General features: G+C 42.4%; 11 protein-coding genes. 8 read left to right on the top strand and 3 right to left on the bottom strand.

Translation table 11 applies throughout. The annotated features are described in order from the left end of the window. Positions 1 to 85: 85 nt before the first annotated feature. The 4 genes from treP (at position 86) to QRN39_RS16145 (ending at position 4,486) form a co-directional block, all read left to right on the top strand. A complete protein-coding gene (treP, locus tag QRN39_RS16130) occupies positions 86 to 1,522 on the top strand; it encodes a PTS system trehalose-specific EIIBC component (protein ID WP_284907656.1) in 1,437 nt (478 codons plus the stop codon). Positions 1,523 to 1,537: 15 nt separating this feature from the next. Then, the gene (gene treC / locus QRN39_RS16135; protein WP_284907657.1) at positions 1,538 to 3,238 is read left to right on the top strand and encodes an alpha,alpha-phosphotrehalase; all 1,701 of its coding nucleotides are present in this window, start codon (positions 1,538 to 1,540) and stop codon (positions 3,236 to 3,238) included. A gap of 19 nt (positions 3,239 to 3,257) precedes the next feature. Then, positions 3,258 to 3,986 (top strand): trehalose operon repressor, encoded by a 729-nt coding sequence (gene treR, locus QRN39_RS16140; protein WP_044139741.1) that lies wholly within the window; start codon positions 3,258 to 3,260, stop codon positions 3,984 to 3,986. Between the two features lie 119 nt (positions 3,987 to 4,105). After that, on the top strand, positions 4,106 to 4,486 hold the full coding sequence (locus QRN39_RS16145) for a terpene synthase (RefSeq protein ID WP_284907659.1): 381 nt from the start codon (positions 4,106 to 4,108) through the stop codon (positions 4,484 to 4,486). Between the two features lie 55 nt (positions 4,487 to 4,541). Here the strand turns inward: QRN39_RS16145 and QRN39_RS16150 are convergent, their stop codons facing one another. Beyond that, complete coding sequence (locus tag QRN39_RS16150; RefSeq protein ID WP_284907660.1) at positions 4,542 to 8,831, bottom strand: multifunctional 2',3'-cyclic-nucleotide 2'-phosphodiesterase/3'-nucleotidase/5'-nucleotidase; 4,290 nt, start codon at positions 8,829 to 8,831, stop codon at positions 4,542 to 4,544. A gap of 254 nt (positions 8,832 to 9,085) precedes the next feature. Here QRN39_RS16150 and QRN39_RS16155 point away from each other — a divergent pair, with 254 nt between their 5' ends. Further along, positions 9,086 to 9,604: a type 1 glutamine amidotransferase domain-containing protein gene (locus tag QRN39_RS16155; RefSeq protein WP_106066736.1), complete on the top strand. Its 519-nt coding sequence runs from the start codon at positions 9,086 to 9,088 to the stop codon at positions 9,602 to 9,604. Positions 9,605 to 9,717: 113 nt separating this feature from the next. Here QRN39_RS16155 and QRN39_RS16160 read toward each other — a convergent pair whose 3' ends face one another. Both QRN39_RS16160 and QRN39_RS16165 read right to left on the bottom strand, forming a co-directional pair. Then, the gene (locus tag QRN39_RS16160; RefSeq protein ID WP_003214000.1) at positions 9,718 to 9,933 is read right to left on the bottom strand and encodes a DUF1128 domain-containing protein; all 216 of its coding nucleotides are present in this window, start codon (positions 9,931 to 9,933) and stop codon (positions 9,718 to 9,720) included. Positions 9,934 to 10,010: 77 nt separating this feature from the next. After that, positions 10,011 to 11,366 (bottom strand): alanine/glycine:cation symporter family protein, encoded by a 1,356-nt coding sequence (locus QRN39_RS16165; RefSeq protein ID WP_284907661.1) that lies wholly within the window; start codon positions 11,364 to 11,366, stop codon positions 10,011 to 10,013. Positions 11,367 to 11,540: 174 nt separating this feature from the next. Between QRN39_RS16165 and QRN39_RS16170 the strand changes: the two genes are divergently transcribed. Genes QRN39_RS16170 through QRN39_RS16180 form a run of 3 tightly spaced genes read left to right on the top strand, consistent with a single transcriptional unit; the run spans position 11,541 to position 13,201 of the window. Beyond that, positions 11,541 to 12,011 (top strand): low molecular weight protein-tyrosine-phosphatase, encoded by a 471-nt coding sequence (locus tag QRN39_RS16170; protein ID WP_058015726.1) that lies wholly within the window; start codon positions 11,541 to 11,543, stop codon positions 12,009 to 12,011. A 20-nt stretch (positions 12,012 to 12,031) separates the two neighbouring features. Next, the gene (locus QRN39_RS16175; RefSeq protein WP_137055535.1) at positions 12,032 to 12,364 is read left to right on the top strand and encodes a YtxH domain-containing protein; all 333 of its coding nucleotides are present in this window, start codon (positions 12,032 to 12,034) and stop codon (positions 12,362 to 12,364) included. Between the two features lie 18 nt (positions 12,365 to 12,382). Beyond that, positions 12,383 to 13,201, top strand: coding sequence for a YihY/virulence factor BrkB family protein (locus QRN39_RS16180; RefSeq protein ID WP_044139737.1), 819 nt, complete (start codon positions 12,383 to 12,385; stop codon positions 13,199 to 13,201). Positions 13,202 to 13,335 lie beyond the last annotated feature (134 nt).

Consider the following 13,335-nt stretch of genomic DNA (forward strand, 5'->3'; position numbering starts at 1 on the left):
TACAAATATAAAATAAGAATCAAACATGTATATACAAGTTTTTTGGTTCTTTTTTCTTATAAAAAACGATCTCGGAGGGGATAGCATGGCTGATTATCAGGCAGCAGCAGATCAGATTGTGAAAGCCATCGGCGGCAAAGAAAATATTGATCAAGCGACACATTGTGTGACAAGGCTGCGCTTTGTGCTGAAGGATGAAGGAAAGGTTGATGAGAAAGCACTTGAACAAATAGAAGAAGTGAAGGGATCTTTCTCAGCGAACGGTCAATACCAAGTGGTGATCGGCCAAGGGGTCGTCAATCGGGTATATGCCGAAATGGTGAAACAGACAGGGATTGGCGAAGCCTCAAAAGAGGACGTGAAGCGTGCCTCTGATCAAAAATTAAATCCATTGCAGCGTGCTGTGAAAACGCTTGCGGATATCTTTATTCCGATTCTTCCTGCCATCGTCACAGCCGGTTTATTAATGGGGATTAATAATATTTTAACAGCTCCTGATATTTTCTTTGATCAAAAATCGATTGTCGATGTGTATCCGGCATGGGCTGATTTAGCGAATATGATCAACTTGATTGCAGGCACTGCCTTCACATTCCTGCCCGCATTAATCGGCTGGTCAGCCGTGAAGCGGTTTGGGGGAAATCCGCTTTTAGGGATGGTCCTTGGACTCATGCTCGTACACCCGGACTTATTAAATGCGTGGGGCTATGGAGCGGCTGAAAAGTCCGGTGAGATTCCAGTCTGGAATTTGTTTGGACTTGAAGTGCAAAAGGTAGGGTATCAAGGACAGGTTCTTCCGATACTCGTCGCCTCGTATTTACTAGCGAAGCTCGAATTGTTTATCACAAAACGAACAGCTGAAAGCATTCAGCTATTAGTGGTTGCACCGATTACGTTATTAGTTATTGGCTTTTTATCCTTTATCGTCATTGGACCTATTACATTTGCAATCGGCAACGTGTTAACATCTGGACTTGTCGCTGTATTCCAGCAGTTCGCAGCACTTGGTGGTCTATTATACGGCGGTTTGTATGCGGCGTTAGTCATTACTGGAATGCATCATACGTTCCTCGCTGTTGATATTCAATTGATTAATTCAAAACTGCACGGCACGTTTCTATGGCCGATGCTCGCTCTGTCTAATATTGCACAAGGATCAGCCGCACTTGCGATGATGTTTGTTTTGAAAGATGAAAAGCAAAAGGGTCTCTCGCTCACATCAAGTATTTCTGCTTACTTAGGAATTACCGAACCAGCGATGTTTGGCGTCAACTTGCGCTACCGATTCCCATTTATTTTCGCACTCATTAGCTCTGGTTTAGCTGGTATGTTTATCGCCTCTCAAGGGGTGCTGGCAAGCTCAGTTGGTGTTGGGGGCATTCCGGGAATCTTCTCTATTATCCCGAAATATTGGGGCGCATTTGCGATAGGGATGGTCATTGTCCTCATCGTCCCATTCATCGGAACCCTTTTGTATGCAAAGCTGAAAAAGAAGAAAGATGTTTCACAAGAACTTAACTAGTGGTGGTGGATGAAATTGAAACAACAAACGAACGAACCGTGGTGGAAAAAAGCGGTGGTCTATCAAATTTATCCGAAGAGCTTTTTAGATACAACGGGCTCAGGTACAGGCGATATCAATGGTGTGACAAAAAAGCTCGATTATATCAAAGAGCTTGGGGCGGATTGTATTTGGCTCACGCCAATGTATGAGTCCCCGCAGCATGACAACGGCTATGATATTAGTGATTATACAAAAATCCATGACATGTACGGTACAATGGCAGATTTTGAACACATGCTGAAGGAAGCCCATGATCGAGGCATACGAGTCATCATGGATTTAGCCGTCAATCATACATCCATTTTCCATAAGTGGTTTCAAGCATCACGCGAGTCAAAGGATAATCCTTATCGAGATTATTATATTTGGAAGGAGCCCAAGGCGGACGGATCACCGCCGAATGATTGGCAGTCAAAATTCGGCGGTCCAGCCTGGGAGCTAGATGAAGAAACGGGAGAATATTATCTTCATTTATATGATGTCACCCAAGCGGATCTCAATTGGGAAAAGGATGAGGTGCGCAGGCAAGTATATGACATCATGCATTTTTGGTTTGAAAAAGGAATTGATGGATTCAGGCTGGATGTCATCAACAACATCTCAAAGGATCAACGCTTCTTAGATGACGCCGGACAATCTGTACAAGGAGACGGCCGGATGTATTATACGGATGGCCCAAGAATTCATGAGTTTCTGCACGAAATGAACCAAGAGGTTTTTTCGAAATATGACAGCATGACAGTTGGAGAAATGTCTTCAACGAATATTGCAGACTGCATTCGGTATACAAGACCGGATCGGCAGGAGCTGGATATGACGTTTAATTTTCATCATTTAAAGGTCGATTATCCAAACGGAGAAAAATGGGCCCTCGCACCATTTGATTTTCAGGAATTGAAGTCGATTCTGTCTGAGTGGCAGACGAAAATGCATGAGGGCGGCGGCTGGAATGCGCTCTTCTGGTGCAATCATGATCAGCCGCGTATCGTCTCAAGATACGGTGATGATGAAACATACCATCAGCAATCAGCGAAGATGCTGGCGACCACCATTCATCTCATGCAAGGGACTCCATATATTTATCAAGGGGAAGAGATTGGCATGAAGAATCCTCAGTTTGAGGACATCTCGTCTTACCGCGATATCGAATCACTCAATATGTATGAAGTTATGCTTGAAAAAGGGAAATCAAAGGAAGAAGCGCTCGCCATTTTACAGGTCAAGTCAAGAGATAATGCGAGAACACCGATGCAGTGGACCTCAGAAAAGAATGCAGGTTTCTCAAAAGGGACACCTTGGATTGAGCCAGCCAATAACAACATTTCGGTCGAAGCTTCGTTAAAGGACCAATCGTCTATTTTCTATCATTATCAAGCCCTTTGCAGGCTGCGTAAAGAACTTGACGTGATCACATATGGAAGCTTCACCTTACTCTTAGCAGAAGATCCAAAGATTTTTGCTTATGTGAGAGAAAGCGGTGAGGAGAAGCTTCTTGTGATCAATCACTTTTATGCAGGAGAGACGGACTTTACGCTTCCTGATGAGCTTATGCAGGCTGTAGATGAGATGGAGAGGCAAGTGCTGTTATCCAATTATGAGGATGCACCGGCAGATATGAAGGGATTTACGTTGCGTCCATACGAGTCAATCGTTTATCATTTAACCAAACGCTAGAAAATGGGGCGGAGGGAAAATGAAAGAGAATAAGTTTCGAGTGATTTATGATCAGCTCGCAAAACGAATTGAACAAGGTGAATGGCAGGATAAAGGCATTCTGCCATCAGAGCATGAGCTGTCCTTGATGTATGACACATCCCGTGAGACGGTAAGAAAGGCATTAAATATCCTTGTGCAAAATGGCTATATCCAAAAAATCCGCGGCAAAGGCTCTGTCTTGCTGAATCGAGAGAAAATGCAATTCCCAGTCTCGGGTCTTGTCAGCTTTAAAGAACTTTCCCAAACGCTTGGCCGAAAGACCGTTACGACGGTTCACGAATTTGGTTTAATCAAACCAGATCAGTATATTCAGTCTCAGCTGAAAATTAATGGGCAGGAGGATGTCTGGGAAGTCATTCGATCTCGTAATATTAGCGGAGAAGAAGTGATTTTAGACAAGGATTACTTTTTGCAAAAGCATGTGTCGGTCTTGTCGAAGGACATATGCGAAGGATCCATCTACGAGTATATTGAAGGAGAGCTCGGTGTATCAATCAGCTATGCCCAAAAGGAATTTGTGGTAGAGCCATGTACAGAAGAGGACGCCAAGTATCTTGATTTGAACGGGTTTGATCATGTCGTCGTCGTGAAGAATTACGTGTTCTTAGAGGATACAAGTTTATTTCAATACACAGAAAGCCGTCACCGATTAGACCGCTTCAGATTCGTCGATTTTGCAAGAAGAGAAAAAGTGGACAGAGCATAGGCTCTGTCCTTTTCAGGTTTTGGGAGAAGTAGACGACGAATAGATCACCATTTTCAGGAGGAAAGATGATGAGATTAAATAGACCACTAAAATGAAGAGACTTAGAAATATTCAGCGTGATGAAAGATCATCAGATTTTATGCTATGTCATCATTGAAGATACGCGAAAACCGTTTACGGCAGAAGACAGAAAGCTAGAGCCATTATGTTATATCGATGAAGAAGATATACAAGCGATTTTGAATGTTTTTCATATTTCCATTATCAATGATGAAAAATTAAGTGAAGAGGATTTAACGATGGTAAAAGGTTTTTTTGCTGATTTAGTAAATAATACGAACTTAACGAATTTTATTACGAAAGATTATGTTTTAAAGAATTTATATGATGTCGATGATGAAAATGACATGATGTTCTTTAATAGGATGCTTCGGCATATAGGGTCAGATGATGTGAAAGAATTTGACGACCGCAATTGGATCTATTTATCTCAAGATTGATATCTTATTCCAAGAAAAGAGGAAAAGGACAGAGCATGGGCTCTGTCCTTTTCCTTTAGGATGATACATTTTTTCTTGTACGCTTGCGCTGGTAGTAATATAGGATACCTCCTGAGGCAAGCATGAGCACGCCAATCAGTACAGCTGTATACATCATCGTGGCTGTATTCGGCAATGTGCCGCCAGGAAGGCCTGTTCCATCTTGGTTTGGATCTGTACCCGTGCCTCCGTCTGGTGCTGTTGTTCCGCCGTCTCCACCAGTTTGATCTGGCGTTGTTCCAGCTGCCCCGTTTTGGTTAAGGACCGTGTATTCGCTGAAGTGCTCAGTTTGACCTGATACGACTCCGTTTTCAAATGATCCATTACTAGTTTTGGTGTAACGATTTTTCTTGCGATCCACATAATATACACTAGGTTTTTTCGCCTTTTGAGGCTCGTCTAGTGTAAAGGATAGTGTGACAGGGTCTTTAAAGGTCGAAACCTTTTTCTTGTCTTGTTTGATTTGGAAATCATACGTATCCGTTAATGCGTTTTTCACTTTATCTTTCTTTGTCATCCATATATCTGCGCTTGTCTCGGATAAATTTGAGAGCGGTAATGCGAGTCCCACTTTGTCATGATAGATGGTGACGTTTGGATCTTGCTCTCTTTTTTTCAGCTCGGCTACTTGCGCTTTTGATAGAGACAATTGAACGTTTTTCACTTTGCTTGCTTTGTCTAAATAGAGCAATGCTTTGTTTGTATGCTGTACATACGTTTGGAATTTCTTATCATCTTGAATGTCATAAGCGCCTTTTCCTTTCGCACGAGGAAGGAACACTTCTTTCACCCTGTGATCGATAACAGGCGAAATTTGACCGTCTGCCTTTTCAATTTGCTCTTTGAAAATTTCATAGTCGACATACCCTAAGTCTTCACCGTGAGAGGCTTCTGTAAAGACGCTGTAGCCGTCGCCACCTGTGCCAACAAATGCGTTTGTGGCTACGCGGTATGTTTTCTCATCATCAATGTTTGTCAGTTGACCTTTTTGATCTTTCAGTTTCACATCAATCAGTCTGCTTCCAGCTGGTTTACTGAGCGTAAACGTATATTCAATGCCGGCTACATGAGGGAATGCACCTCCGCCTTCCTCAATGCCTGACAGCCCCTGTTCAAGTGCTTTTTTAATTTGACTGCCTTTTAAATCTGCGACATAAAGCGTATTTCCGAAAGGCATCACCGTTAAAATATCACCTAACGTAATATCACCTTTTTCGATGCTTCCACGAATACCGCCGCCGTTTGTGATGGCAAGGTCAGCTCCAGCTGATTCTTGCGCTTTCTGCAGCATGCCGTCAGCAATAAAGTTCCCAAGATTCGTTTCCTTCGCACGGACATGCTCACGTTGACCGTCTAAAAGGACATCTGTATGGCCGACTTTTTCTGTTTTTAAATCTTGAATATCTGCTTTGTATCCATCAAGGATCGCTTTTGCCTCTGCATCTTCTTTGACAGAGTCATTGATGGGAATCAGGTCAAAAGAAGATTCTTTTGGCTGGATGACACCTTTTTTGTCAAAGGCTACGTCTACTTTTCCTAAAAATTGTCCGTAATCTTTCACTTGAGCGACAATCGTAGGTTCTTTTTTATTGATGACCTTTAATTTTTCTACAAGTGTGTGCGTATGACCGCCAATGATTAAATCAATCCCATCGACTTTTTGAGCGAGCTCAAGATCACGGTTGTAGCCAATGTGTGTTAACGCAATGATTTTATTGATTTTTTCTTCTGTTTGAATGGTGTTGACTGTTTCTTTTGCTTTCTTGTACGCATCTTTAAATTGAATGTTAGGACCGCTGCTGGAGGTAATGGCTGTGTCTTCAGTCGTTAAACCGAATACGGCCACCTTTTCACCGTTTACATCGAGCAGGATGTAAGGGTAAATCCCGGCTTCTTTTTTCTCACCAGCTTTAAATGAGGCTGGTTTTTTCACTAAGTCACTCAATTGTTTTTCCTTCGAGACATCCACGTTGGATGACACGACCGGGAATCGAGGCTTTTCAAATTGATGACGGTTTTTCGGATCGACATCTGATGCATCACCTGTCAGGAATTGACGGAGTACAGAAGGACCTTTGTCAAATTCATGATTACCAAACGTCATGGCATCGTATTTCATTAAGTTCATCAATTTCAGATCGGCAAGTCCTTGCCACTTTGTGAAGTACAGGTCACCAGAGAAGACATCTCCAGCGTCTAATAAAATATTGTTCTTGCTTTCAGCACGGACTTCTTTGATCTTTGTTGCGCGTCTTGCCGCATTATCAAGGTGTGCGTGTGTATCGTTCGTATGCATCACTGTTAAATTCCAGTTGTCTGATGTAGGCGGTTCTGTTGTGCCATCGTCTTTAAAGGCTAGCTTGTACACACCAAGACCATCTGTGCTTGCGTTACGAATAAAGTCTACGCTGCTTGATTCTTTAGCAAACGGTTTGGCTAAAAGAGAAGATTCAAAAGTGACTGTTGCGCCTTTGATCGGTGCGATAGACCAGTTTTGATCTGCACTTGGGTTGATCGTTTTTTGTTCGATAATATAATCCATCAGTACTTGACGGTTCTCATCTGCTGAGGCAAGCACTACTTTATCTTGCGTCAGATGAGGGAAGCCTCCGCCGCCAGAAGCACGATAGTTATTTGTTACGACTAAAAATTCTTGATTATCAGAGACGGTTTTCCCGTTGTAAGACAGGTTTTTGATGCGGTTGGCATTGGCGTTGAGAAGTGTGCCTGTTGTGCTGTATTTAGCAGGCTGCGTCACATCGACTTGGTATGTCACGCCATCAATTACATCAAAGTTATATGAGCGGTATTCCTCGTTTAAAATCGGCTGTTCTTTTGCATCGTTCGGTTTGATCTGATTAAACTGGCCAGCAGACATTTCTAACCAGTCTTTCACTTCACTGCCTTTCAGTTTCACAATCTGCACAGTGTTATCGTAAAGGTAGAGATCGCCGATATTCTTAATCGCTAAATCTCCTTTTGCGATATTTGTATAATAGTTTACACCGTTTCGGCCGCCTGCTTTAAACGGAGCACCTGCAGATAAAATCGGTAAATTTTTATACGATGTGTCCTTCATTTTTTCTTGTGCATACCATTTTTGGGCATCTGTCACAATTTGAATCGAAGGGTCATCCATCACTTGAGCGAAAAAGCTATTAATGTCTGCTTCTGTTTTGCCAACAGGCTTTCGCACGTAATCAAGTGTGTTTTGATGCGTTGTTTGAATGGCGTCTTTTACGGTACTGTTTTGAGATGATACTCCGGCAACAGATTCGATCTTGCCTGTTCCGTCTGTGACCTTCCAGTTGCTGCCGTCAGGCTCTAGTGTTAAATCAATGACCCCGAGGTAGCTGCCCCAGTTTTTTGACATGACGACTGGGATGCCATTGATGGTTCCTTTTGAGACATTGAATTTGTCGACGCCGTTATATTCAGCGCTTGGGAATGTGCCATGCTGGTGGCCTGATACAATGGCATCGATGCCTTTTGTTTTCGTGGCAAGGTCAAAGATCATATTTTCTGATCCTTTAGGTGAAGCGGTTTTTTCAATTCCTGTATGAGCAAGAGCGACAATGACATCTGCGCCTTTCTCTTTCATTTCAGGAATGGTTTCATTGGCAGATTCGACGATGTCCTGCACTTGGACTTGTCCATCTAAATGCTTCTTATCCCACGTCATAATTTGTGGTGGAACGAATCCTATGTAACCAACTTTCACAGTTTGTGAGGCTCCGTTTGCATCTTTAAAGGTTTTATCTTGGATCACATAAGGTGTAAAACGGTGTTCTCCATTTAGCTTTTTGACGTTCGCATTGACAATCGGGAAGTTGGCGCCCGCAATGGTACCGTCAAGGAAGGATAATCCGTAGTTAAATTCATGATTGCCAAGTGTTCCTGCATCGTATTTTAGCTTGTTGAGTGTATGAATAATAGGGTGAACCTTTGTTTGATTGATGATGCTGTCTTTCTCATGTTTGTAAACGTATTCTCCAAGAGGGGTTCCTTGAATCAAGTCTCCGTTATCCACAAGGAGTGTATTTGGGTTTTGTGATCGGTGCTTGTCGATCAGCTCGGCTGTTTTTGCCAAACCAAATTCATTTGTTTCTTTGTCGCTGTAATAATCATAATTCATCATGTTCGCATGAACATCGGTTGTGGCTAAGATGCTGACCTTTACGGCTTTGCCGTTTTCTGTTTCTGCATGAGTAGGTACTGCTGGGAGAATGAGACTAATCATCATAATGGAAGTGAGCAGAATAGACAGGTTTTTCCTTCGTTTAGACCTATGTGCTTGCTTCTTCACCTGATCTCCGCCTTTCTAATTTTTTTGACCACAATACCTATTGTAGAAATGTTTCGTTAACTTTTGTAGTTATTTTTTGCAGATTATTGTAAAGATAACATAAATCATACGAATTACCTTGTTGAGGTAATGTGAATGAGTCTAAATGCTTATTTTTATCATAAGGGGTTTTCTGATAGGGATAGGATGTTTGATTTCAACATGCCCGGGTATAGTGTGTAGTGTAAACGATAATCAAGCAGGAGGGTTTCTACATGGGTAAGAAAATTGCAGTTGTATTAACAGATTACTTTGAGGATGTTGAATTCACCGAGCCTGCAAAAGCCTTTAAAGATGCAGGTCATGAGTTGACAGTCATTGAAAATGAAAAAGGAAAAACAGTGAAAGGGAAGCAAGGAGAGGCAGAAGTAAGAGTGGATGCGTCTATTGACAACGTGAAGCCTGAAGACTTCGATGCACTTCTCATTCCTGGCGGTTTCTCACCAGATATTCTGCGTGCAGATGATCGTTACGTCCAATTCACTAAAGCATTTATGGATGAGAAAAAACCAGTATTTGCGATCTGTCACGGACCGCAATTGCTTATTACAGCGAAGGCGCTTGAAGGAAGAGGCGCGACTGGGTATACATCCATCAAAGTCGATATGGAAAACGCAGGCGCTAAATTTAAAGACGAAGAAGTCGTCGTTTGTCAGGATCAGCTTGTGACAAGCCGTACACCTGATGACATTCCAGCCTTTAACCGTGAATCATTAAAACTGCTTGAGAAATAAACCGCAGTTGTAAAAGGATAAAAAAGCCAGCACCTTGCGGGGTGCTGGCTTTTTGTGTGCATGATGTAAGAAAACTGCGTGTAGACCATAAAAACAGTTTCCCTTTCGCACCATTATTTTCTTAAGTTTTTTAGCTCGCTTGCGATGGCTTGCATTTCACTTGGGCTGAATGAAGATTTTTTCATCACCATTTGGTGAAGAAATTCAATATCTTCGTACTTGTCTGGACTGAAGTCCTCTGCTTTGATGACTCCAATGTTCAGCATATTTAACTTTTGCGAAATGTCTTCAATCAGCTGATTGACTTCAGCCGCTTTTTGCTCTGACAAGGGCGGCACGTCCTTTCCTGCATATGTGTCGAATAATATGTCTATTTTAACAGAAATGCAAAAGAATAAAAGGGCTATTAAGATGACACCGAGATGTTTTTCTCCTTTTTCTCCTGCTTCATCTTATCAATGATTCGTTTGGATTCAAATACGACAACCCCTGATAAACCGATGAGCCCGATTAAGTTTGGAATCGCCATCAGTCCATTTAGCATATCTGCCACACCCCAGACGAAGTCATTTTTAAACACCGCACCAAAAAAGACAGCCATCACAAACACGATACGATAATACATGACGTACGAATCCTTCGCTAAATATGTAAAACATTTTTCGCCATAATAGGACCAGCCAATGATGGTGGAATAGGCAAACAAGAGCAGCCCGATTGCCACAATGGTTGAGCCAGCTGGACCGAGGAAGTGAGCAAAGGATAACGAGGTCAGCGCATCACTTTTCACTGTTAAATACATATCTGCCATGACAATGGTAATGCCAGTGATAGAACAGACAATGATTGTATCAATAAACACTTGCGTCATAGAGACAAGAGCTTGACGGGCAGGCATATCCGTTTTCGCAGCCGCAGCAGCAATTGGTGCTGATCCAAGACCTGCTTCATTGGAAAATACTCCTCGTGCCACACCCCAGCGAATGACAGTCCCAATTGCACCACCTGCCACGGCTTGACCGGTAAAGGCATCTGAGAAAATAAGCCCGACTGCGCCTGGAACAAGATCAGCATTCATAACAAGAATGATCAGACCGCAAATGACGTAAAATAAAGCCATGACCGGTACAAAAATAGATGTGACCCGTCCAATGCTTTTAATTCCGCCTAAAATCACAAGTGCTGTAAAAGCTGTAATAATGATACCTGTTACCCATGTTGGAATTTGAAAAGTAGAATTCATAACGCCTGAGATGGAATTAGACTGTACCAGGTTGCCGATCCCAAAGGCAGCACTGGCACCGAAAACAGCAAATAGCACCCCTAGCCATTTCTGCTTTAACCCGTGCTCTAAATAATACATAGGTCCGCCAGACATTTCGCCTTTTTCGTTTTTGACCCTGTATTTCACAGCAAGAACAGCTTCGGCAAATTTGGTGGCCATCCCGAAAAATGCAGCAAACCACATCCAGAATACTGCACCAGGACCACCCGCTATAACAGCCGAGGCCACACCTACGATATTTCCTGTACCGACAGTTGCAGCGAGAGCCGTCATTAATGCTTGGAAATGGGAAATATCTCCTTCTGACATTTTGTCTTGTTTTGAAAAAGCGAGCTTTAAAGAATAAGGAAGTAATCTAATTTGAATGAAGAGAACGCGAAAGGTGAGGTATATTCCAGTACCAACAATTAAAATCAACAGGGGAGGCCCCCACAAAAAATTGTTCATCGTTGTGACAAACTGCTCAATTATTCCCATCTAATATCCCCCTTTGTTTGTGTAATTCTCCTAAAGTTTCTCCTGTTTTTGTGTATTTTGTCAATGGCGATGAGAGCTTTTCTTGCAAAGTTTCCAAAAGAAAAGGGACTTGCTATGATAGAGAAAAGGTTTTCGAAAAGAACTCTTAGGGAAAAGATAGGAGGAGAATGAAGGATGATTCATGTGTTATTCGTGTGTCTTGGCAATATTTGCAGGTCACCAATGGCAGAGGCCATGTTTAGAAAAAAAGTAGAAGATGAGGGGCTTAGTGAGCACTTTGTGATTGATTCAGCAGGTATTGGCGGCTGGCATCAAGGCAGTCCCCCGCATGAAGGAACGCGAAAGCTGCTTGATGAAAAAGGCATCAGCTATGAAGGAATGTCCGCAAGACAAATCATGGATGAGGACATCACAACATACGACTATATCATTGCGATGGATGCTGAAAATGTAGGGGCACTTCGCAGTATAGCCGGCTATGGGAAACATCACTTTATTGGCCGTCTTCTTGATTTTGTAGAAGACGACGATCGAGATGATGTGCCAGATCCTTATTACACTGGAAACTTTGAGGAAGTCCATGAATTAATTGAAACAGGAATTGACCGTTTTTTGACGTATGTAAAGAAAGAGAACCACCTTTAACTGAAAGGAGATCAGACGAGATGGAAGAAAAAAATCAAATCGTGCTCCGAGGAGCTCTCTTAGGTGCAGCTTGCGGCGCATTGCTGACTTTATTTCATCGGCCAACAAGAATTGCACTCAAAGACAAATGGAATGACTGCCAGCAAAAGCTTGATGAGTACCGTGAGGAGCCAGGCAGAATATCGGCTTGCATGAAAGAAAAGCTGGAAGAAACGAAGCAGCTGATGCGAACAGTCTCAGATGATTTGTCATTTTTAAATGAACAGGTCAATCAGTTAAAGGAAACAACCCCAAGGGTATTAGAAATTATTGAAGAAACAAAGGATCACTTTCAATCGAAACAGACAGATTGATCATTGGAGATGAGGCGTATGGGTTTTATTAAAGCGTTAATTGAACGCTTTTTGCTGCATGAAGGACCGGCAAAATCTGCTGAGCTTGCCTATTTCTTTTTGCTTTCATTATTTCCGTTTCTCATCTTCGTACTGACACTCGTTGGGTATTTGCCGCTGACATCAAAGGATGTCCTGAGCGTCATTTCTGGCTATGCGCCAGAAGGAGCGCTTTCGATGATTGAATCCATCGCCGAACAGACGCTGAATAATCGTAATGGCGGGTTATTATCGTTCGGGATTATTGCCGCCCTTTGGTCAGCATCTAACGGCATTAATGCCGTCGTCAGAGCATTTAACCATGCTTACGAAGTTGAGGAAAATCGTTCCTTCATTCTCGTACGTTTAACATCGATCATTTTAACGATCGCGATGGTTTTGACCATTATTTTTGCCCTGATGCTACCTGTCTTTGGCAAAGAACTCGGTTTATTTGTCGCTAAATTAGTTGGGCAGTCAGACGCCTTTCTCACCGTATGGACTGCAATGAGATGGATCATTAGCCCGCTGATTTTATTGATTGTTTTTACATCCTTATACTATTTTGCTCCAAACATTAGGCTGAAATTAAAATTTGTTCTGCCAGGTGCCATTTTTGCATCGATTGGATGGATTTTGGTCAGCATGCTATTTTCATTTTACGTAGGCGAGTTTGCTAACTACAGTGCGATGTACGGAAGCATTGGGGGAATCATTATTTTAATGATCTGGTTTTATTTAACCGGCATCATGATTATCCTTGGCGGCGAGCTCAATGCGCTTTTACATAAGCGTAAAATCGTACCAGGCAAACTATAAAGAAATTCGGGCATCCTAAAGAAGAACGATCAAGTTCAAACTGAATGGATGGGGGAAACCACATATGTCCAAACAATCGAAAAAAGGCGGAAGCAATACGAAACAAAACAAAGGCCATCAGCCTAAGCACAAAA

The sequence above is a fragment of the Bacillus sp. lyk4-R2A-2 genome (assembly GCF_030209735.1).
In the GTDB taxonomy this organism is placed as follows: domain Bacteria; phylum Bacillota; class Bacilli; order Bacillales; family Bacillaceae; genus Bacillus; species Bacillus pumilus.